The sequence below is a fragment of the Flavobacterium hibisci genome (assembly GCF_020026925.1).
Classification (GTDB): domain Bacteria; phylum Bacteroidota; class Bacteroidia; order Flavobacteriales; family Flavobacteriaceae; genus Flavobacterium; species Flavobacterium hibisci.
Genome location: NZ_JAIQDW010000020.1, coordinates 39,209 through 60,976, shown reverse-complemented (window position 1 = coordinate 60,976; position 21,768 = coordinate 39,209). Strand labels below are relative to the sequence as shown.

Sequence of the window (21,768 nt, the reverse complement as noted above, 5' to 3'; positions counted from 1 at the left end):
ATATCTTGAAATTGTAAAATGAGACTAAAATTTAAATATTAACTAAAACAAACCAATTATGACAAAGAGATTTTTAGAAGTAGAGGAAATTCAAGATTTAGCGGGTGAAGAACAAACTACCTATTTTTTTGCAGATGAAGAGGAAACAAAAGAGGAAGAAAAAAATCAACCAGAAAATGATAGAAAAGGCGGAAAAACGGATGCCTAGATAGTTGCATCCTTTAAAAAAAATCTTTTTAAGGATTGCATAACATTAGAAAAATAAAAAGGCGCTTCATTTTTGAAGCGTTTTTTTTAGCTATTTAATGGAACACTTATATTAATTGAGGTTCCTTCATTAATTTTAGATTTGACATCAAATTGCCCATTCAAATTATTTATTCTGGCTTTAATCTGATGGAGACCAAATCCCTCCACAAAATTGAATTTGTTAATATCAAATCCTTTTCCGTTATCTGTAATTTCAATAATCATCTCGTTATGGTTTTCAATCAGGCAAACTAATGCTTTACTTGCATCACTATGCTTTATGACGTTGTTTAAAAGCTCAGAAATGATAAAATAAAGCCTGGTTTCAAATTTTTCGGTATACCTCTTCTTGATTGGAATGGTGTTTTGATATTCAAAATGTAATGTGGAATTTGAATATTTTTCGCATAAGTCATCCAGGGCATATAATAAGCCAAAACGTGCCAATAAGGTAGGAATAAGATCATGGGAAAGATCTCTGACCTTATCATGGGTTTCGTCTAAAATTAATTTTGTTTTTGTAATCTCAGCAGGCAGACTACTGTGTTGAGATAAAAAAACATTCAAATGCATTCCGGCCGAAGATAATGAAGCACTTATAGTATCATGCAAAAATAAAGCAATTTTTTTTCGTTCGTTTTCCTGACCGTCAATAGTAGCATTGATTAGGTTTTGATTTATTTTATTCTGAATGTCTTTAATTCTGTTTTTTTGTTTCAGTTTTGTGTTTTGATAGAAAAAGTAAAATAAGATAAGGCTAATAAGGAATAATGATAAGATGATAGTTGTCATCTTGTTTTTGCGGGCACTTTCAGAGTGAAATAATTTTTCCCGTTTTTTACTTTCAATACCCATTTTGTCTATCTCTCTTTTGTATTCGTCAATTTCGAGATTTATTCCTGCAATTTTTGCTTTTTTTGCTTTATCCTGAAGATTAATTTCGTCGTTTAATTGTTGAAAAGCGCTTAAGTTTTTATAAGCGGCTTCAAATTTTTTATTTTTAGATAAAAATTTCGAATATTCCTGATAGATATAGGATAAATCAGTTTTTTCATCGTATTTTATGGCATTTTCAATACCCTTTTTGAAATTGTAATCTGCTTTAGGATTATCTTTTATATAACTATAGTACATGCCATTAAGCATGTTGGTAACGGCGGCTGTGGTTTCCATGCCGTATTTATCGTTATATTTATTGATATATTTTAGATAAGGATATCCCTCTGAGAAACGTCCAATATCAAAATAGGCCCAGGCTATATTAAGCTTAGTGAAAAAAAGTTGTGAAGAATCTTTGGTTGATTTGCTGAAATATAATGATTTAATATAATACGAAATTCCTTTTTCATATTTCTTTTTATCAAAACAATAAATGTTTCCAATATTGTTGTATAGCCAGTTCTGAAGTTCTAAATCATTTGATTTTTCTGCATATATTAAGCTTTTTTGGTAATAAAAAAGGGCTTTGTCTGGTTCTGAGATGCCATCAAAATTGGCTGCAATTGTATTGTATGCTTTTCCTATTAAATTATAATTCTGTGATAAAAGAGAGTGATTTAGCAGTAATCTGGATTGTATTAATGATTTTTCATAATCTTCTTTGTGAAGATTTGTGGTTGCCTCGTTATAAAGTTTTAATAATTCTTTTTCAGTAAAAACTTTCTTTTGGCCAAATGCAGCGATACAGAAAAATGATATTAAAAAAAGAATTCTAAAATTGCGAAAATCCAACATATTCAAAAATTATTGGATAAAAATATAGCTTATAAAGTTAAAAACAAATTCATAAACAATTGAATGTGTTATTTTTTTCTAAAAATGTTCTTTAAAAACAAATATTCTCCAGATCAGAAATACTCAAGAGGAAAATACTAATTTTATAAAGGTAATTTATGAATCGGGGGAGATCGTTTTAGGATTTAATCAAATTGTTTTTAATGGCATATTTTACAAGTCCAATAGTGTTTTTTGTCTGCAGCTTTTTCATGATATTTTTGCGATGGGTTTCTACAGTATTGGTGCTTATAAATAATTGTTCGCTTATTTCTTTTCCACTATATTCAAGTGAAATTAGAGTTACAATTTCTAATTCCCGGCATGTTAAAATTGAATTTTCAGGAACAATATTCTTTTTATTTAATTTTGGATTGTTTTCAGTAAAAGTATTGAAGATTTTTTCTCTTACAGAGTTGCAAAAATATTCTTGTCCTTCATTGACTACTTCAATGGCTTCGATTATATTTTCACCTGCACATTTTTTAGTCAGATATCCGCTGGCACCTAAATTCATTACTTCCCTGATTATTTTTAAATCATCATAGCTGGACAGGATGATAACTTTACAAGGATATCCTTTTTGCTGAAACTCTTTTAAAACTTCAATACCATCTTTCTCAGGCATACTAAGATCAAGTATCAGGATGTGTGCATTGTTAGTTGTTACTTCATCGAAAATATTCAACCCATTAGAGGATGAACCTACAATCTCGAATTCAGAAACAGTACTTAATAAATTTATCAATCCATCGATAAGTACTAAATGGTCATCTGCTAGGTGTATTCTTATTTTATGTGCCATAAATAAATTGAAATAACAAAAGCGAAATTATGAAAAATCTACTTACAACATGGTGTTTCTTGAATTTATTTTCTGTTTTTGTTATTAATTGTAATATGTTTTTCACAAAAAAACCCGAATCATACAATTCGGGTTCTCTTCGCGCAATAAACTAAGTTTATAGGTTTATCTCAAACGGTCAACAGATTTTACAAGATCTTCATCCTTCTTGATGGCCTTATTAGCTAAAACTAATAACACGATAGCAACAATAGGAAGAAACATCCCAATACCTTTCTCAGAAACAACATTAGCAGTCTCTCCAGATAAATTTAGTGAACGGTAAATAAATAATCCTAATAAAATTAAATTTAATATGATGTTCAGTCTGCCCATGACAAACTGATTTTGTCTTTTTTTATATGATATGATACTAATAATAGTTAACATTGTACTCAAGCCTAATAATATGGTGTAAACCTGATCCTGCATAAAGTAAAAATCTTTTCCGTTTACTGTCCAAAGCGGAATAAAAAAGAGTAAAACTCCAGTCACCAAAAAGGTGAGTAGCAGATATATTGTTTGAATTCGTTGTATCATGACCTAAAATTGTTTTACAAAAATATATTTTCTTTTTTATAAATACTATTGTATGATAAAAATTTATTCGTATTATTGCATCATATTACCGTAAGCACTTCATACTGCGGTTCATTCAAAATAATTATCTACCTATTCTTTTTACAGTATTTTCCTTTAAAATAATTAAATTCATAGAACATTCATGTTTGATATTTCTGCATTAAAAGAAATGAAGCTTTCTGAGCTTCAAGAAATAGCTAAATTAGCTAAAACTATAAAGTTTAATGGTGTCAAAAAAGATACTTTGATCAGTCAGATTTTAGCGCATCAGGAAAAAACGGCATCAGAGCAGTCAATACCTGTTGTTGCAAATGCAGAAATAGTAGAGGATAAACCAAAGAGAGCAAGAATTGCTCCGGTAAAAAAGGCAGCAGCAATTAAAAATGCTCCTGTTTTAGAATTTGATAAAGTGGAAGAACCACGTGAGGAGATAAAAACTCCGGCTTCAAAACCAAATGCTAAAATCCAGCCAAAGCCAAAAGCAGGGGAAGTTGTTGAAAACAATGCAGTAGAGGAAAAAGCATTAGATAAAAAAGAACCAAAAATCGTTAAGTTTAATAAATCAGCATACGAGAAAAAGGTTGCTTTACAGAAAGAGAAAGAAACTGTAAAAGAGGAAAGTACTGAAGAAGCAGTAGAGTCAGAAACAGATGCTCCTGCTACTCCCATAGCTGAAAAAGAAGAAGAAACAGCTCCGGTAAAAAAGATTAATCCTAATCAGAATAAAAAACAAAATCCTAACCAGAACCAGAACCAAACTCAAAACCCGAATCAAAACGGGAATGGTAACGGAAATAACGGAAACCAGAATCCAAATCATAAGAATAAAAAGAATAATAATTTCAGGGATTCAGACTTTGAGTTTGACGGAATTATAGAAAGTGAAGGCGTTCTTGAAATGATGCCGGACGGATACGGATTCTTACGTTCATCAGATTATAATTATTTAGCTTCTCCAGACGATATTTATTTGTCAACTTCACAGATCAGGTTGTTTGGACTTAAAACCGGAGATACTGTAAAAGGGGTTGTGCGTCCTCCAAAAGAAGGTGAGAAATTCTTTCCTTTGGTTCGTGTTCTTAAAATTAATGGTCACGATCCGCAGGTAGTTCGCGACAGGGTTTCCTTTGAACACCTTACACCGGTTTTCCCTTCTGAAAAATTCAAATTAGCCGAAAAAGGCAGTTCTGTATCAACCCGAATTATCGATTTATTTTCTCCAATTGGAAAAGGGCAGCGTGGTATGATAGTCGCACAACCGAAGACAGGTAAAACCATGTTGTTAAAAGATATTGCTAATGCAATTGCAGCTAACCATCCTGAAGTTTATCTAATCGTTCTTTTGATTGATGAGCGTCCTGAAGAGGTTACAGATATGCAAAGAAGTGTACGCGGGGAAGTTATTGCTTCGACTTTTGACAGAGAACCGCAGGAACATGTGAAAATTGCCAATATTGTACTTGAAAAAGCAAAACGCCTTGTTGAATGCGGACATGATGTTGTGATTCTTCTGGATTCAATTACGCGTCTGGCAAGAGCTTACAATACCGTTCAGCCAGCGTCAGGGAAAGTATTAAGCGGAGGTGTTGACGCCAATGCACTTCAAAAACCAAAACGCTTCTTTGGAGCTGCAAGAAATGTTGAAAACGGTGGTTCATTAAGTATCATCGCAACAGCATTGACAGAAACCGGCTCTAAAATGGATGAGGTTATCTTTGAAGAATTTAAAGGTACCGGTAACATGGAGCTTCAGCTGGACCGCAAAATTGCCAACAAACGTATTTTTCCTGCCATCGATCTTACATCATCAAGTACACGTCGCGACGATTTATTATTAGACGAGAAAACATTGCAAAGAATGTGGATTATGCGTAAATACCTGTCTGATATGAATCCGGTAGAATCTATGGATTTTGTAAACGACCGTTTCAAGAAAACCAGAAATAATGAAGAATTTTTGATTTCGATGAATGACTAAAGAAGGTTCTTAGTTGCTGAGTGACTAAGTTTCTAAGAGTTTTACTTTGAGATTATTACTATATAAAAAAGGGGATGAGTTTTTAAAACTCATCCCCTTTTTTTAAACTTATAACCTTAGCAACTTAGTACCTTAGAACCTATTTTTTATCCACTACCGGTCTGTTTTCTCTGTTTGCTAAATCCCAGGCGACAACAAAAGCTAGCTTAGTTCTTTTGGTTAAAGCATCGTATTCGATTTTTTCTGCGATATCGTCTTTGCCATGGTAATCTTCATGAACACCGTTAAAGAAGAAAACCGCGGGAATACCATGTTTAGCAAAATTATAATGGTCAGAACGCTCGTAAAAGCGGTTTGGGTCTTTAGGATCATTAAATTTGAAATCCAAATCCATTTTGATGTATTTGTCGTTTTGTGAAATAACGGCATTATGTAAATCCGATGATAATCTGTCGGCTCCGATAACATAGACATAATTGTTTGTTTTAGCATGTTCTGTATCACGGCGGCCAATCATATCAATATTAATATCAACAATTGTACTGGCTAACGGAAATAATGGATTTTCAGAGTAATATCTTGAACCATGCAATCCATGTTCTTCGCCGGTTACATGAAGAAATAAAATGGAGCGTTTAGGTCCGTGTCCTTCTTTTTTAGCTTTTGCAAAAACCTTAGCCATTTCTAATAGTGCTACTGTCCCGGAACCATCATCATCAGCGCCGTTGTAAACTTCTCCATTTTGAATCCCCACATGGTCATAGTGAGCTGAGATTACCAAAATTTCATCTGGTTTTTCTGAACCTTCAATGTACGCCCAGATGTTCTCTGAATCCGGTAAGTTTTCGTTATGTCTTGCGTTTAAGTAAGAAGCGGGAATGTGCTGATAGTAATCAGTTGCTCCTTTTGGAAAAGGAATTCCATTTTTTTTGTATTGCTCTATCATGTAAAGTCCCGCCTTCTTTTGCCCTTTCGAGCCAGTTTCACGGCCTTCCATTTCATCTGAAGCTATTCTGTAAAGCATTGTTTTTAAATTTGTTTCGGAAATTTTTTCAACGTATTTAGAAGGATCCGAATTGTCCTTAGAGGCAACATTTTGGGTGTTTTTACATGAATATGCAGTGACTATTAAAAATAGAATTAAAATTTTTTTCATTTTTTGTTTAGTGTAAATTTATGAAGATGTATAAGACATAGAAAGCCAGTAAAAATAGGATAAAAATAAAGTTTATAACAAATAATGTTACACTTTTAACAAATGAAACAATCCTGCTTTCTCCGTAAAAACGATGATGTGCTGGAAAAAAATAGTAACACATCCAAAGACCTCCAATAAAATTAGTAATGTCTGATACAAAACTGACAGGGCTGTGATTCCCAAATAAGCCAATCAGCTTCTGAATAATGAATAGGATCAGAAAAATCAATAGTAAGAAAGAGAAGTAATGAAGAGTAAAAATCCCATGATCAAAATAATACCATCTTCTTTTACTATGAAAAATCCATAAAAAGAAGGCGAAAAAAGGCATAATTACAAAAAGAATTTTGGGGATATTATGAAAGAAAGATTCAACGAATTTTTCAAGAATTTCATCTTTTGTATTGTGTTCCGTAACTGTTGAAATCTTTTGGCATATCCAATATTCAAACCCGGATAATTTTTCTTTTTCTGGGCCATATTTTTGAATTGAATCAATTTCCTTCATTGATTTTAATCCGAAATCCATTTTTTGATTAGAAATTGCTTCTTCTTCCGGTTTCGTTGTAGGAGTTTCTTCTTCATTTATTTTGTTGGGAAACATAGCAACTAAAAGAAAAGTAATAAAACTAATGAAAATATATAAACGAACCGGAGCCAAATAGGAAAGCCTTTTTCCCGACAGATATTCTTTGGTTAAAGTTGCCGGCTTAAAAAGGAGATTTCGTATCGTTTTCCAAAAGGCATTTTCATAATGTGTCAGATCTTCAAAAAAGTGGATAAACAAATGATGAAATGTTTTTCTGCTGTCTGAATTCTCTTGTCCACAATTGGGACAAAATTTTTGTTCTACAACATGACGACAGTTAAGACAGGTTTTATCTTCTCTGATTTTATTATGTGACATTGGTCTTTGGTTTAGTTTTGGTTGGTTTGTCTGTTACTTTCTAAGTACCTCGTTCAGGAAAAGCAGTAAATGTTCAAAAGATCGTTTTGCAGCAACGGCATTGTAAGCAGCACCTTTAGAATTGTCATTTCCGGCTTCCGGATTTGTGAATGAATGTACAGAATTTGCATAATAGATCATTTGCCAGTCCGCTTTCGTGTCTCGCATTTCTTGTTGAAAGGCAGCTATTTCTTCTTTTGAAACAAATGGATCGTCCGCTCCATGACAAGCTAAAACTTTGGCTGTGATAGTTTCAGAAGGTCTGGCGGCATCTTTACCTAAACCGCCATGAAATGATACCACACCTTTTACATTTAATTTACCTCGGGCAGCTTCTAAAACTCCTGTTCCGCCAAAACAATAGCCAATAGCTACAATATTATCCCCATTTGCACCTGATTTAATTAATTGATCTAAAGCAAGCTGGATACGTTTTTGATACGCCTGATAATTATTTTTGTAAAAACCGGCTTGTTTTCCGGCCTCAGAAGTATTTTTAGGATAATTTCCTTCACCATAAATATCGGCTATAAAAACAGTATAGCCCAGCTTGGATAAATTTTGGGCTATTTCTTTTGAAGCATTGTCAATTCCAAGCCATGCAGGCAAAAGTAATATACCTGGATTTTGACTACTTTTTTTTGCAGCTTTAACTGATAGTCCGTTTAAGACCTGATTTCCATCGCTGTATTTTACTGCTTTTAATTGTGCGTTAATGGTATTGAAATACAGGGAAATAACTAAAATTAAGAATGTTGATTTTTTCATGATTTTGTACAATTTTAAACAAATATCTGAAATATAATCGTACAAAAAAACCTCAAAGCTTTTTTCTTTTGAGGTTTATGTACAGGAATTAAATTATTGAAAACTAAAAGTTTAAATTTAAATATATTAAACTTTAAAGTGTAATATTTCTTTTAAAAGCGCATCCCAGTTCTACAATAGAATCGGTTTTGGCGATGCCTGAAATCCGGTCTATTTTTTCGTAAAGTACATTTCGCATATGTTCGTGGTTTTTAGCTATGATTTTGATGTAAAGCGTAAAAGATCCTGTGACATAATAGCACTCAGTGATTTCCGGAATAGTCTTTAAAGCTTCAATAATTCTTTCTGAATCCGAATCTTTATTGAGTGTTATTCCGGTAAAGGAAGCCCAGTCGTAACCAATTTTTTTTTCGTTAACCAAAGGTTTTATCCCTGAAATAATCCCTTGTTCTGTTAAACGATTAACACGCTGATGTACCATTGTATTTGAGATTTTCAGATTTGCTGCAATGGTAGAAAAAGCCATTCTGCCGTCTTTTTCAAGCTCTTTTATAATCCTGATGTCAAATTCGTCTAATGAATCCATTTTTATATTGTTTAAAATTAAAATTGACTTTTTTATTTTGTAAATTTTATTAAATTGACTTTTAATTTGATATATAAAGTCAAAAGTAGTCTTTTTTGTTGTTAAATAATATAATATAATTATTTTTGTAAAAGTTATAAATACATCATCATGGCACATACACAAGAAACTCTTTCCTCTAAATCAGAAGTTTTAATAGGGAAAGAAAACAAATATGGAGCTCATAATTATCATCCGCTTCCTGTAGTTTTAGACAGGGGGGAAGGTGTCTATGTCTGGGATGTGGACGGAAAGAAATATTATGATTTTTTATCGGCTTATTCTGCCGTAAACCAGGGACACTGTCATCCTAAAATTGTGGGGGCAATGGTAGAGCAGGCGCAAAAACTGACTTTAACTTCCCGTGCATTTTACAATGATAAATTAGGAAATTACGAAGAGTACGTAACCAATTATTTTGGTTTTGATAAAGTCCTGCCAATGAACACAGGTGCCGAAGCGGTAGAAACAGCTTTGAAATTGTGCAGAAAATGGGCTTATGAAGTAAAAGGAATCCATGAAAACCTGGCACAGATTATTGTTTGTGAGAATAATTTTCACGGAAGAACTACAACCATTATTTCGTTTTCGAATGATGAAAGTGCCCGTAAGAGTTTCGGTCCTTTTACAGAAGGCTTTATAAAAATTGAATATGACAATCTGGAGGCTTTAGAAAAAGCATTGGAATCCTCAAAAAATATAGCCGGTTTTCTGGTAGAACCGATTCAGGGAGAAGCGGGAGTATATGTTCCGTCTGAGGGTTATTTAGCGAAAGCAAAAGCGCTATGCGAAAAACATAATGTGTTGTTTATTGCAGATGAGGTTCAGACCGGGATTGCGCGTACAGGAAAACTTTTAGCTGTTCATCACGAAAACGTACAGCCTGATATTTTGATTTTAGGAAAGGCAATTTCTGGCGGTGTTTATCCAGTTTCGGCGGTTTTGGCAAATGACGAAATCATGAATGTGATCAAACCGGGACAGCACGGATCTACTTTTGGAGGAAATCCGGTTGCGGCTGCTGTTGCTATTGCGGCTCTTGAAGTGGTAAAAGACGAAAATCTGGCTGAAAACGCAGAACGTCTGGGAATTATTTTAAGAAAAGGACTGAACGAAATCGCCCAACGCAATGATTTAATTACGCTGGTTCGTGGAAAAGGTTTACTGAATGCGATTGTAATCAATACTGATGAAGAATCGGATCTGGCTTGGGAAATCTGCCTGAAATTCAGGGATAACGGATTATTGGCAAAACCAACTCACGGAAACAAAATTCGTCTGGCTCCGCCTTTGGTTATTACTGAAGATCAAATTAAGGAATGCCTTTCTATTATTGAAAAATCGTTGCATTATTTCAAAAATTAAAATTCTTTTTAATTGTATATTTTCTCGAAACAGCTGCATTACTTGTTTTTGCAGCTGTTTTGGTTTTTATAAATTGAAATTATATAATGTAACTTTAATAATTATATAAAACTTTAAGCCGGGAAGCTGAGTAGTTTTGGAGGACTTTATAAACAAACCTAAAAAATTGTTTAACCTTATAAATTATTTCAGAATGGCTTACGCAAATAATGATTTAACACGCTTTTTAGATGCACAGAATAAACTTTACCTTACTGCTTACTCCGAATTAAAAAAAGGGAAGAAAGAAACACACTGGATGTGGTTTATTTTCCCTCAGTTAAAAGGCTTGGGAAAAAGCACGATAGCAAAGTATTATGCACTTGCAGATCTTAAAGAAGCAGAAGATTTTTTAAATCATCCAGTCTTAGCGAAACATTTAATTGAAATTTGTAAAGTTTTATTAGAATATAAAGCAAAATCGATTGAGGCTATTCTTGGAGAATTAGATGCGAGAAAGCTTCGTTCTTCAATGACACTTTTTTCTCAGGCAGAAAATGCAGATCCTGTATTTCAGGAAGTACTGGATATTTTTTTCTTAGGATATTCAGATCCGCTTACTTTAGCAAAAATAGCTGCACCATTAGAAATTGCTATGGCATCTTAAATTTCACTTTCTTTCTTAGTTATATAAATCAAAAAGCGATTGTCTCAGGACAATCGCTTTTATTGTAATTGCTTAAAAATTATCGTATCGCATCAAGCACTACCTCTTCATGGGTAATATTAGAAAGATTAATAGCTGTTTCTATAAGGGCTAAATGCGAATATGCCTGAGGGAAATTCCCCAAAAGGCGTTTGGTTTCAAAATCGATATCTTCACTGAATAATCCTAAATGATTACTGTAAGATAGTAATTGTTCGAAAAGTTTTTCCGCTTTCTTTTCTTCTCCAATTTTGTACAAGCTGTTAATGAACCAAAAAGTACAAATCGTAAAAGAAGAAGAGGGAAGACCAAAATCGTCCTTGTTTTTATAACGGTATAAGAGTCCGTCATTGCTTAGGTCACGTTCAATTGCTTTAACTGTTGCTACATATTTTGGGTCCATCGCTTCAATAAAACCGTAACTTTCCATTAACAGTACTGATGTATCAAGATCATTAGAGCCGTAAGATTGTGTAAAAGCCTGCACCGATTCATTCCAGGCATTTTCCATGATGTCATTTTTTATAGCAGCAGCCAAAGGTTCCCATTTTTCTGCTTTGTGTTTTTTACCCAATATTCTGGCAACTTTGATGGCTCTGTCTATGGCTGTCCAGCATAATATCTTAGAGAATGTAAAATGTCTTTCTTCGGTTCTGAATTCCCAGATTCCTTTGTCAGGTTCCTGCCAGTGCTTATTTACAACCCAAACGATTCCTTTGGTTATGTTCCAGAGTTCTTCGCCGTTTTCAGTATCATTACTAAAAGAAATGAGCTGCTGGTAAATCACATCCATCAAAATACCATAAATATCATTCTGACGCTGAGAATACGCTGCATTCCCAATTCTTACTGGCTTGCTGCCCATGTATCCGCTGAGGTGATCGAGTGTTTCTTCGGTCAGTTTTTTTTCTTTATTGATGCCATACATGATTTGCAGTTTCTCGTCCTTATTGGGAACTAAATCGATGATGAACTGCAGGTAATCTTTAGCCAGTTTTTTATGTCCAAGTTCGGAAATGACCTTTACTACCATAGAAGCATCCCTAATCCAGCAGAATCTGTAATCCCAGTTTCGCACTTCGCCAATAGTTTCGGGAAGGGAAGTTGTGGCTGCCGCCAAAACAGCGCCAGTTTTTTCGTAACTAAGTAATTTAAGGGTAATGGCACTGCGCGCAATCTGCTCATTGTACTTTTTATATTCAGTTGTTTTATCACTCCAGCTAAGCCAATATGTTTTGGTTCGTTCAAACTCCAGGTTTATTTTTGTGAGCGTTGGAATAAAAATTTTCTCATTATAAGCCATTAGCAAATAACCGTCTCCCTTAAGCATGATTTCGTTTCCATTAGCGATACTTTCCAAATCTAAATTGCTGTAAAGGAAAAGGGAATCGAATTTTATTGTACCGGTAAGGCTGACAATATGATTTTCTTTAACATAACTGCTTGTTACACCTGATGCGTAATCCAGACGAGGATCATAAATTATCCTGAACGAAGGATTTCCGGACAGTTTTTTTAAATACCGGATAATTTCCGGAGGCGCCATATATCCTCCTTTTTCTTTTCTGTACCGCGGCATGAAATCGTTAATTTCAAAAGCATCTGTACCGTTAGAAAAGGTAGTTACTACTATACTTGTGTTCGGTATATATTTTTGGGTAATTGTATAATCATCAGTCACCTGTATTTCAAAACTTCCGCCAATTTCCTGATCTAATATTTTTGCAAATACGGATGCAGAATCAAATTCCGGAAGGCAGCACCATTCGATAGCTCCTTTATCCGAAACCAATGCTGCACTGCGACAATTACCAATTATACCATAGTTTAAATTCTTCATAAAGTCATCTTTTAGTTAGGTAAAAGGGTATTAATTATTTAAATTTACTAAAACGATGTTATTAATCCAAACCATTTTTTGATGAATAAAACAATTATAGTTTCCAATCGCCTTCCTGTAGACCTTAAATTTGATGACCAAAAGTTAGTAGTAAAATCAAGTGTTGGGGGACTTGCGACCGGAATGAAATCAGTTCATTCTGAAGGAAACGGAATCTGGATAGGCTGGTCTGGACTTACAGATGAACAAATTGAACCAGAAAGGAAAAATGAAGTTGAAATTGCACTGGCAAAAGAAAAATGCATAAGTGTTCCCCTGACAGTGCACGATATTGAGAACTATTATTATGGCTTTAGCAATACCGCGCTGTGGCCTCTTTTTCATTATTTTCAGGCCTATACAGAATTTGAAATAACCCATTGGGAATCTTATAAGCAGGTGAATCAGAAGTTTGCCGATGTTATCCTCCAAAATGTAAATGAGGGAGATACTGTTTGGATTCATGATTATCAGCTGTTACTGGTTCCTGAATTACTAAGGCAGAAAATGCCAAACCTTACCATTGGTTTTTTTCTTCATATTCCGTATCCGTCATTTGAACTTTTCAGGACTTGTCCGTGGCGCGATGAATTGTTATACGGCATGCTTGGTGCCGATCTTATAGGCTTTCATACCTATGATTATGTAAGACATTTTATCAGTTCGACATCCAGGATTGCCGGACTTGAAATTCGATTTAATGAAATATTTTACAAAGACAGAATTGTAAAAGTAGATTCTTTTCCTATGGGAATTGATTACGACAAGTACTTTAATTCGGCTCTTGAACATGCAGCGCGTCCGGATGCCAATAAGTCTGATTTGATGCATAGTCTCGAACTGCACAATATGTCTTTTGCTGAAAGTAAGCTTATTTTGTCAATTGACAGAATGGATTACACAAAGGGAATTCCAAGCAGAATAAAATCATTTGAATATTTCCTGAACAAATATCCTGAATATAAGGGAAAAGTACGCCTGGTGATGCTTTCTGTGCCATCCAGGGAGAATGTCCCGCAATACCAGCGTTTAAAACGGGAGACAGACGAATTAGTAGGGAGGATAAATGGGCAGCTTGCAACGGTAAACTGGACACCGATCTGGTATTTTTACAGGTCAATGCCCTTTGATGATCTCATTGATTTATATGTTGCAGCTGATGTAGCACTTATTACGCCAACAAGGGACGGAATGAATCTTGTAGCGAAAGAGTATGTAGCAACAAAAACACAAGGAAAAGGCGTACTTGTTTTAAGCGAAATGGCCGGTGCTGCTAAAGAAATGTATGAGGCACTTTTAGTAAACCCCAATAATTTTGAGCAGATTGCCGATACGCTGAAATATGCTCTTGAAATGCCTGAAGCCGAACAAAAATCGAGACTGGAAACCTTGCAGAAAAGAGTGTCACGCTATAATGTAGAAAAATGGGCCGACTCATTTCTGAATGCTCTTGAAATGACTAAAACTTCAACCCCTGTCACCATTACCAAAAAAATGAATCCTGAAATACTTCACGATATTTCGCTGGACTATAAAAATTCCGGGAAAAGATTGCTTTTACTGGATTATGACGGAACACTGGTAGGATTTAAGAATATACCCGGAGAGGCAAGTCCGGATGAGGAATTATATGCTCTTCTGGACAATGTTGCAGCTGATGAAAATACAGAAGTTGCCATAATCAGCGGACGTGATCGTAAAACACTGGAAAGCTGGTTTGGACATAAAAATTATACTTTAATAACGGATCATGGAGTATGGCTTAGAAAAAAAGAAAAAGAATGGATAAGCCTGGAACATATTAAAACAGAATGGAAAGAAAATATCCGGCCTATTATTGAAAGTTTTACAGATAGTACTCCAGGTACTTTTATTGAAGAAAAAAACTATTCCCTTGCCTGGCATTACAGAAGAGCTGATGCAGATCTCGCAAATTTGAGAACCATGGAACTCAAGCATGTCCTGACTAGCCTTTTGGCTAACAATTCACTTTCAGTTCTCGAAGGGAATAAAGTTCTCGAAGTGAAAAGCAGTAATGTAAATAAAGGACGTGCAGCAGGAAGACTGGTAACTGAGGGTAATTATGATTTTATTTTAGCTATTGGAGATGACTGGACTGACGAATTTATGTTTCAGGAATTACTGGATAGCGCTTATACCATTAAAGTAGGAAATACAAAAACAGCGGCCCGATATTTTGTCAATAATATAGCTGAGGTTCGGCAAATTTTACAGGACTTGAAATAAACACAAAAAGGCGATTGCACAAACAATCGCCTTCTGTTATAATTGCTTAAAATATCAAAAAAAGCAATTACTTTTTAGCAGCTGCTCCCGGAATAAGTTCATTTTTTTGTTTGAATTTGCTGTATTCCACAACACCGGTTTTGTCTGCCCAGTCAAAATATTTGGCTGAAAGCTCGTTTACAATACCCGGATTTTGCTGCGCTACATCCTTAGTTTCACCTCTGTCATTTTCAAGGTTGTAAAGTTCCCATTGGTAAGAAGGGTAGATAGAAACCAGTTTCCATTTTCCATCTCTTACGGCCCTGTTTCCGGCTCTTTCCCAGAATATTGGAGCGCCACGGTTTACTTCTGAAGCACCGTCAATTAAAACCGGAAGTAAACTTTTGCCCGGTAAAGGATTTGAAGTTACTCCATTCAGCTCTTTTGGATATTGAATTCCTGCCAAATCATAAAAAGTAGGGGCAAGGTCAATTAAATGTCCGGTTCCTTTATCGATTCTTCCTGCTTTGATTTTTGATGGATACCAGGCAATAAAAGGAGAACTGAAACCGCCTTCGTGCATGTTGTTTTTATAATCCTGTAATGGTGTATTCGACAAATAAGCCCAGTTTTGTTCCTGATAATCGAAAGAACCTGAAGTTCCAATTGGTCCGTCATTTTTCACAAGTCCTCTTCTTAATGGATTGTAGGTGTTGAATCCGCCTTGTGCACCATTATCAGAGATGAAAATAATCAAAGTATTTTTGTCTTTTTTAAGGGTTTTTAATTTGTCTAATACCTTTCCGACATTCTGATCCATGTTGTCTACCATTGCGGCGTAGACTTCCATCTTGGCTTTCCAGAATTGTTTTTCGTCATAGGTCAGTTTATTCCATTCCGGTACTTCAGGATCTCTTGGAGCAATCGTCTGATCGGCTAATAAGATTCCGTTTTCTTTCAGTTTTTTGATTCTCTTTTCTCTTAGAACATCCCAGCCTTCGTCAAATTTTCCACGGTATCTGGCAATGTCAACAGGTTTTGCCTGCAATGGCCAGTGTGGCGCTGTAAACGCTAAATACAAAAAGAAAGGTTTGTTTTCTTTATTTTGTTCATCCAAAAACTGAACGGCATTGTTCCCGATTTCATCTGTAAAATAATAGGAATCCGCTTTTGGATGCAGTTCTTCATTATTACGGATCAAAGCTACCGGATAAGGCGTTTTTCCAAAAGGCAATCCGTCCGTATTAAAATAATTTGCAGCACCTTTTAAGATTCCGTAAAACTTATCAAAACCTCTTTGGTTTGGCCATTGTGCTTTATCTTCAGAACCTACGTGCCATTTTCCAGACATTAAAGTGCTGTAACCGCCTGAACGGAAAACTTCTCCCAAAGTTAAAGATTCTTTGTTCAGATATCCCTGATAAGCAGGCAATCCTAAATTTACATCAAAATAACCAACGCCCGCTTTGTGCTGATATTGACCTGTCAAAAGTGAAGCTCTTGTTGGCGCACAGATGGAGTTGTTGTAAAATTCGCGTAAGCGTGTTCCTTCTTTCGCTAATCGGTCGAGGTTTGGCGTATTAATTTCCGAGCCATAGTTTCCCAAGTCAGAATAGCCCATATCATCGACCATAATCAGGATTACATTTGGTTTTGCCGAATTGGTTTGTGCATTCCCATTATAAGATCCTAATGCCCCAATGAACAGGGCAGAAAGCAAAGTTGTAATTCTTTTTTGATTCATCTTATTGTAATTTTTATTTTAGTTATTTTATATGCTTTAAAATCAATTCGTTTTATCTCTCCAGGCCGGAACCTGTTTCAGATTTTTATTCAAATCCAGTTCTCTCTGCGGAATTGGGAAATGAACATGTTTTGGCTGTGCATTCGTTTTACCCGCTGCTTTTAATTTGGCTACAAAATAATCGGGACCTCTTCTGGCAAGATCAAACCAGCGCTGGTATTCGTAAACCAGTTCTTTTCTTCTTTCTTCAAAAACGGCTTCCCTAAAATCATCCTGACTGATGGACGGAGAAGTAACCGATAGCAAATCGATTCCAGCTCTTTCCCTAACACGGTCAATTCCGACAAAGGCTTCTGGAGTTGGTCCGTTGAGTTCATTTAAGGCTTCTGAATTGAGTAGCAATATTTCTGCAAATCGAATAATCGGTGTGTTTTTCGAAGATTGTCCCGGAGATGCAGGAGTTGTCGGATCAAAATATTTATTGAAATGCGGACTCACTTTATACGTTTTTCCATCAGTTGGGCTTACAAATTCAACTGCAAACGTGATGTATTTACGCTTATCGGTTTCGGCAAAAGCCTCAAATAAACCTCCTGCAGTGTGTAAAGCATCGGCCTGATCTCCTGCAATTCCGGGTACAGAAGTAGGTGCAGCGGTAGAAGCCAGCATATTTCCGTTCCAGTTGGTAAACCCTTTAAACTGTGCTGAGAAAATATGTTCTTTGCCGTTTTTGGTGGCCGCGTTAAACACGTCAGCAAAATTTTCGAACAAGTCATACACCTTGCTGTCAATTATTTCCTGGCTTTTATCAGCTGCTTTTTGCCATTTTTTCTGGGTCAGATATACTTTAGACAATAAACTTTTGGCAGCTCCCGAAGTGATTCTTCCTTTAATTGGCTGTACTTCCGGCAAGGCTTCAGCATCTAGCAAATCGGCTTCAATCTGTGCATAGACATCCGCTTCCGGAGTATTAGAAGGGTTTATTGCTTCCGGAGTAAGTGAAGTAGTTTCGTGTAAAACCAAAGGTACATCTCCAAACCATCTCACAATATTGAAATACAAAACCGCTCTTAAAAATTTAGCTTCATTAATTAAATCCTTATCCTTTTGCGAATTTAAATTCGGATTTTTAGCAATATTATCAATGGCTACATTTGCCCTGTTTATCCCGTCATAACTTTGACGCCAGATTTCCAGCATACGGTCATTTGAGGCATCATGAGTTAAATTTGATAAGGCTCTAACATGCGCATTTCTTGCTCTTGGACCCGCTTCATAATCATCCGTTGCCATTTCAGTTGAGATTTGGATCAGACGATTGTAAAGCGTGTGGGTACTGCTGTTGATGGCGTTGTAAATGGATAGTACGGCCGCATCTGCATCTTCGGTTGTATTGTAAAAATTACCTGAGCCGATAAAAGCTTTCGGATTTTCATCCAAAGGATTACAAGCACTTATGATAAAAAGAAGTGATAAACTATATAGGATTGTCTTTTTCATGATGTCTTTTTTAAAATGTTACGGTTAAGCCTCCCGAAATTGTTTTGGATGCAGGATAAATTCCGGTATCTGTTCCTGGAGAAATGGTAGTTCCATTAGTTACCTCAGGATCAAATCCTGTGTATTTGGTAAATGTGAAAAGGTTCTCCCCAACCACTCTGAATTTCACTGAAGTTAACAGCAATTTTTCTGAAACTTTTTTTGGTAAATTATAACTGAATGTGATGTTTTTGATTCTCACAAAAGAACCATCTTCCACAAAGCGGTTTGAGAAAACGGGTGCCGGATCCAGTTTCGCACGTGGAGTAGTAGTACTAGGATTAGTCGGAGTCCAGGCATCTAAAGCGCTTGTAGAAGCATTTTGCTGTCCGTTGTATAATTCCAGTGCCTGCGCATTTCCGTTTAGGATTTTATTCCCAACAGATCCGTTGATCAGAGTTGATAATTCAAAACCTCTGTAGCTAAAATTATTGGTGAAGCCAAATGTAAAATCAGGCTGTGCATCGCCAATGCTGGTTCTGTCAGCAGCCGTTGTAAAAGCTCCGTCACCGTTAATATCTTTGTACAAACGATCACCTGCTTTAGGAGTTGAATTTCCTGTAAAAACTCCTTTTGTGGCAACATCTGCGGTCTGCAATATTCCATCGGTTACAGCACCGTAAAAAGTTCCTAATGATTCTCCTTTTTTCAGGATGTAATTTCCGAAAGTGTAAAATTCCGCATCATTTCCTAAAGCTATAATTTTATTGCGGTTGAATGAAATATTAAAATTTGAAGTCCATGAAAATGCTGTATTCCCAAGCGCTGTATTGATTCCTAATTCAATTCCCTGATTTTGTACCGTACCAAAGTTTTGAAGTGAAGAGGTAAATCCGGTCGTGTACGGAATCTGAACAGCCAACAGTAAATCTTTGGTTGTTTTGCGGTAAACATCAACAGTCAGGTTTAATTTATCATCAAAAAAACCAATGTCAACACCAGCATCAAACTGGTTGGTCAGTTCCCATCCCAAATCATCATTGGAGATTCTGGTTGGCGTAAAGCCGGTGTAAATCTGGTCTCCAAAAAGGTATTTCACACTGCTCAATGTCGAAAGTGACTGGTATTCTCCAATTTCCTGATTACCTGTTGCTCCGTAACTGCTTCTGATTTTTAAGCTGTTGATGATATCTTTTACAGGAGAAAAGAAATCCTCATTGCTTATTTGCCATGCTGCCGCAAAAGAAGGGAAGTAACCCCATTTATTGTTTTTTCCAAATCTGGAAGAGCCATCGGCTCTTAAACTTGCAGTAAGGAAATATTTTGAATTGTAATTGTAATTTACCCTTGATAAATACGAGTTCAAAGCCCAGGTACTTTCTCCGGAAGTAGGCATTAACGCCACATTTCCACTTTGCAGACTGTAATAATAGGTTACATCGTTTACAAACTGCTGTGATCCTGCCGTCACAAATTCCCTTACCGAATTTTGCTGTGTATAACCGGCCAGAACATTCAGACTGTGCTTTTCTCCAAAAACTTTAGAATAAGTAAGAGTGTTTTCGTTTAACCATGTTTTAGAATCTGCTGTACCGATTCGTCCTTCTCCATTTGTGATCAATCCTTCATAAATAGTTGAAGGAAGATAACTTTTCTCTTTGTTCAAAATCAAATCGGTTCCAAAAGATACTTTGAAAACCAAATTCTTCAAAATGTCATACTCACCATAAATCGTTCCGAGAATACGATCTGTAATTGCTTCATTCTTGCGTTCGTTTAAGGTCGCAATTGGATTTGCAAAGATGTTTTCAAACGGATTACGCAAAGTGTAGCTTCCATCTGGTTCATAAATAGTGGCAGTAGGAGGCATGCTCAATAAAGAAGTGATCAAACCTGCCGGAGCGACTTTTGATTTTGTTTCTGCAATAGTAAGATTCAAACCAATTCTTGCTTTACTGCTTATTTTGGAAGTCAAATTGACTCTTCCGCTCAGTCTTTCAAAACCGGTATTTTTAATAATTCCTTCCTGATTGTAATAATTTCCGGAAACGGCATATTTAGTTTGGTTATTACCACCCGAAATACTTAACTGATGATTTTGTACAAGCCCTTTTTGAAAAGCTTCTTCCTGCCAGTCAACCCCTTTGCCTAATGCTGCAATTTGCGCCTCACTTAAATATTGGTTTTGTCCCAAAGCAGGATTAGTATCGTATAAAGCAGCATTTCTAAGTCGGGCGAAACCTTTTGCATCCAGGACATCCACTTTATTGCGTACTTCCTGCTGACCAATGGTAAAATCATAATTGACTTTCATGGCGCTTGCAGATCCTTTTTTGGTAGTAATAATTACAACTCCGTTGGCACCTCTTGATCCATAGATAGCTGTAGAAGAAGCATCTTTTAAAACCGTAATCGATTCTATATCTGCAGGATTTATAGACGATAACGGATTTGTTGGTGTACCACTCAAAACTCCGGCTGTAAAATCGGAATTGTAAAGTGGAAAACCGTCCACTACATAAAGCGGTTCATTTCCTCCCTGAATGGAACTTCCTCCACGAATTCGGATACTCAAACTGGCACCCGGCTGACCCGAAGTCTGTGTGACATTTACTCCGGCTACAGATCCCTGAAGCGAACTTTCAAGTGTACGCTGTGTGGCTTTTAAGGCTGTTGATGAAACGGTTTCGGCAGCGCCGGTATAATCTTTTTTGGTGGTGCTTCCATATCCGATAATAACAAGTTCATCCAGTTCCTTGCGGTCTTCTTTTAATGAAATCTGAACAAAATCGGTATTTGCAGTGTGTTCTGCAGTAACATAACCAATATAACTTACGATTAGTATGTACGGGAATTTCTGACCTGTCTGGAAATAAAACTTTCCGTCTAAATCGGTTACCGCAGTATGGGTAGTACCTTTAATCTGAATGTTAACTCCCGGAATTGGCTGATTGGTAACCTGATCAATGACAGTTCCGTTTAGAGTAGAGTTGATGGTAGCTTGTGTATTTTGGGCATTAATTCCGACTGAAATCAATAAAATGCTAATCCATAAAAGGATGTTGATATTTTTTTTCATTACGTTGTTTAGGTAATTATACAAGGAGCCCTGAAAGTTTGTTCTTAAACTCTCTGTAGTCCTTTCATTTAGCGATAAATTTTCTTTAATCCTGATATTTCCGTTGCCGCAGAAATATTTTGTTTTTTAGCAGCTGCTGTACATTTTCTTCATATTATTGAGTTTAAAATTTGTTTTTGAATATTTAAATGTGCTTTTTTGCTCATAAATAGAAGCAAAATGCGTGGTATTTACATTAAATTTTTTGATGAGGTAATGATTAGCCTGAAATCAATTATAAAAAAAAGTAATCGGCAGACGTAACCGCGAAGATTTAGCAACAGCCACACATATAAGAAGTCTTATTAG

At 35.7% G+C, this 21,768-nt stretch carries 16 protein-coding genes; 5 read left to right on the top strand and 11 right to left on the bottom strand.

Going from position 1 to position 21,768, the window contains the following annotated elements; genetic code table 11:
• Window positions 1–58: 58 nt before the first annotated feature.
• Window positions 59–208 carry a hypothetical protein gene (locus K8B81_RS17425; protein ID WP_223682828.1) on the top strand — a complete coding sequence of 50 codons (150 nt, stop codon included), beginning with the start codon at window positions 59–61 and terminating at the stop codon, window positions 206–208.
• A gap of 86 nt (window positions 209–294) precedes the next feature.
• Here K8B81_RS17425 and K8B81_RS17420 read toward each other — a convergent pair whose 3' ends face one another.
• From K8B81_RS17420 to K8B81_RS17410, 3 genes are all read right to left on the bottom strand, one after another.
• Window positions 295–1,983, bottom strand: coding sequence for a tetratricopeptide repeat-containing sensor histidine kinase (locus tag K8B81_RS17420; protein ID WP_223682827.1), 1,689 nt, complete (start codon window positions 1,981–1,983; stop codon window positions 295–297).
• A 178-nt stretch (window positions 1,984–2,161) separates the two neighbouring features.
• Window positions 2,162–2,827 (bottom strand): response regulator, encoded by a 666-nt coding sequence (locus K8B81_RS17415; protein WP_223682826.1) that lies wholly within the window; start codon window positions 2,825–2,827, stop codon window positions 2,162–2,164.
• Between the two features lie 165 nt (window positions 2,828–2,992).
• Window positions 2,993–3,406 carry a DUF4293 domain-containing protein gene (locus tag K8B81_RS17410; protein WP_223682825.1) on the bottom strand — a complete coding sequence of 138 codons (414 nt, stop codon included), beginning with the start codon at window positions 3,404–3,406 and terminating at the stop codon, window positions 2,993–2,995.
• 184 nt (window positions 3,407–3,590) lie between these two features.
• Between K8B81_RS17410 and rho the strand changes: the two genes are divergently transcribed.
• Window positions 3,591–5,426, top strand: coding sequence for a transcription termination factor Rho (gene rho, locus K8B81_RS17405; RefSeq protein WP_223682824.1), 1,836 nt, complete (start codon window positions 3,591–3,593; stop codon window positions 5,424–5,426).
• Between the two features lie 139 nt (window positions 5,427–5,565).
• Here rho and K8B81_RS17400 read toward each other — a convergent pair whose 3' ends face one another.
• The 4 genes from K8B81_RS17400 to K8B81_RS17385 form a co-directional block, all read right to left on the bottom strand.
• On the bottom strand, window positions 5,566–6,582 hold the full coding sequence (locus tag K8B81_RS17400) for a M28 family peptidase (protein ID WP_223682823.1): 1,017 nt from the start codon (window positions 6,580–6,582) through the stop codon (window positions 5,566–5,568).
• Between the two features lie 7 nt (window positions 6,583–6,589).
• On the bottom strand, window positions 6,590–7,531 hold the full coding sequence (locus K8B81_RS17395; RefSeq protein WP_223682822.1) for a DUF3667 domain-containing protein: 942 nt from the start codon (window positions 7,529–7,531) through the stop codon (window positions 6,590–6,592).
• A gap of 33 nt (window positions 7,532–7,564) precedes the next feature.
• Entirely contained in the window at window positions 7,565–8,338 is a 774-nt protein-coding gene (locus K8B81_RS17390; protein WP_223682821.1) for a dienelactone hydrolase family protein, read from the bottom strand.
• Window positions 8,339–8,471: 133 nt separating this feature from the next.
• Window positions 8,472–8,924, bottom strand: a complete 453-nt coding sequence (locus tag K8B81_RS17385) for an Lrp/AsnC family transcriptional regulator (RefSeq protein WP_223682820.1) — start codon at window positions 8,922–8,924, stop codon at window positions 8,472–8,474.
• Window positions 8,925–9,074: 150 nt separating this feature from the next.
• Here K8B81_RS17385 and rocD point away from each other — a divergent pair, with 150 nt between their 5' ends.
• Entirely contained in the window at window positions 9,075–10,328 is a 1,254-nt protein-coding gene (gene rocD, locus K8B81_RS17380; protein ID WP_223682819.1) for an ornithine--oxo-acid transaminase, read from the top strand.
• 193 nt (window positions 10,329–10,521) lie between these two features.
• Window positions 10,522–10,974 carry a DUF1810 domain-containing protein gene (locus K8B81_RS17375; RefSeq protein ID WP_223682818.1) on the top strand — a complete coding sequence of 151 codons (453 nt, stop codon included), beginning with the start codon at window positions 10,522–10,524 and terminating at the stop codon, window positions 10,972–10,974.
• Between the two features lie 79 nt (window positions 10,975–11,053).
• Here the strand turns inward: K8B81_RS17375 and K8B81_RS17370 are convergent, their stop codons facing one another.
• A complete protein-coding gene (locus tag K8B81_RS17370) occupies window positions 11,054–12,853 on the bottom strand; it encodes a glycoside hydrolase family 15 protein (RefSeq protein ID WP_223682817.1) in 1,800 nt (599 codons plus the stop codon).
• 81 nt (window positions 12,854–12,934) lie between these two features.
• On the opposite strand from K8B81_RS17370, the gene K8B81_RS17365 reads away from it, so the two are divergent.
• The gene (locus K8B81_RS17365; protein ID WP_223682816.1) at window positions 12,935–15,139 is read left to right on the top strand and encodes a bifunctional alpha,alpha-trehalose-phosphate synthase (UDP-forming)/trehalose-phosphatase; all 2,205 of its coding nucleotides are present in this window, start codon (window positions 12,935–12,937) and stop codon (window positions 15,137–15,139) included.
• 67 nt (window positions 15,140–15,206) lie between these two features.
• Here K8B81_RS17365 and K8B81_RS17360 read toward each other — a convergent pair whose 3' ends face one another.
• From K8B81_RS17360 to K8B81_RS17350, 3 genes are read right to left on the bottom strand one after another with little or no spacing between them, the layout of a single operon-like run.
• Window positions 15,207–16,862 (bottom strand): arylsulfatase, encoded by a 1,656-nt coding sequence (locus K8B81_RS17360; RefSeq protein WP_223682815.1) that lies wholly within the window; start codon window positions 16,860–16,862, stop codon window positions 15,207–15,209.
• A gap of 42 nt (window positions 16,863–16,904) precedes the next feature.
• Window positions 16,905–18,362, bottom strand: a complete 1,458-nt coding sequence (locus tag K8B81_RS17355) for a RagB/SusD family nutrient uptake outer membrane protein (RefSeq protein WP_223682814.1) — start codon at window positions 18,360–18,362, stop codon at window positions 16,905–16,907.
• A 10-nt stretch (window positions 18,363–18,372) separates the two neighbouring features.
• Entirely contained in the window at window positions 18,373–21,420 is a 3,048-nt protein-coding gene (locus K8B81_RS17350; protein ID WP_223682813.1) for a SusC/RagA family TonB-linked outer membrane protein, read from the bottom strand.
• Between the last annotated feature and the right edge of the window lie 348 nt (window positions 21,421–21,768).

Coding starts and splice junctions, on each gene's coding strand:
- K8B81_RS17390 (WP_223682821.1), bottom strand. CDS start 8,338: ATGAAAAAATCAACATTCTTAATTTTAGTTATTTCCCTGTATTTCAAT.
- K8B81_RS17420 (WP_223682827.1), bottom strand. CDS start 1,983: ATGTTGGATTTTCGCAATTTTAGAATTCTTTTTTTAATATCATTTTTC.
- K8B81_RS17355 (WP_223682814.1), bottom strand. CDS start 18,362: ATGAAAAAGACAATCCTATATAGTTTATCACTTCTTTTTATCATAAGT.
- K8B81_RS17370 (WP_223682817.1), bottom strand. CDS start 12,853: ATGAAGAATTTAAACTATGGTATAATTGGTAATTGTCGCAGTGCAGCA.
- K8B81_RS17425 (WP_223682828.1), top strand. CDS start 59: ATGACAAAGAGATTTTTAGAAGTAGAGGAAATTCAAGATTTAGCGGGT.
- K8B81_RS17395 (WP_223682822.1), bottom strand. CDS start 7,531: ATGTCACATAATAAAATCAGAGAAGATAAAACCTGTCTTAACTGTCGT.
- K8B81_RS17410 (WP_223682825.1), bottom strand. CDS start 3,406: ATGATACAACGAATTCAAACAATATATCTGCTACTCACCTTTTTGGTG.
- K8B81_RS17375 (WP_223682818.1), top strand. CDS start 10,522: ATGGCTTACGCAAATAATGATTTAACACGCTTTTTAGATGCACAGAAT.
- rocD (WP_223682819.1), top strand. CDS start 9,075: ATGGCACATACACAAGAAACTCTTTCCTCTAAATCAGAAGTTTTAATA.
- K8B81_RS17385 (WP_223682820.1), bottom strand. CDS start 8,924: ATGGATTCATTAGACGAATTTGACATCAGGATTATAAAAGAGCTTGAA.
- K8B81_RS17350 (WP_223682813.1), bottom strand. CDS start 21,420: ATGAAAAAAAATATCAACATCCTTTTATGGATTAGCATTTTATTGATT.
- K8B81_RS17365 (WP_223682816.1), top strand. CDS start 12,935: ATGAATAAAACAATTATAGTTTCCAATCGCCTTCCTGTAGACCTTAAA.
- K8B81_RS17415 (WP_223682826.1), bottom strand. CDS start 2,827: ATGGCACATAAAATAAGAATACACCTAGCAGATGACCATTTAGTACTT.
- K8B81_RS17400 (WP_223682823.1), bottom strand. CDS start 6,582: ATGAAAAAAATTTTAATTCTATTTTTAATAGTCACTGCATATTCATGT.
- K8B81_RS17360 (WP_223682815.1), bottom strand. CDS start 16,862: ATGAATCAAAAAAGAATTACAACTTTGCTTTCTGCCCTGTTCATTGGG.
- rho (WP_223682824.1), top strand. CDS start 3,591: ATGTTTGATATTTCTGCATTAAAAGAAATGAAGCTTTCTGAGCTTCAA.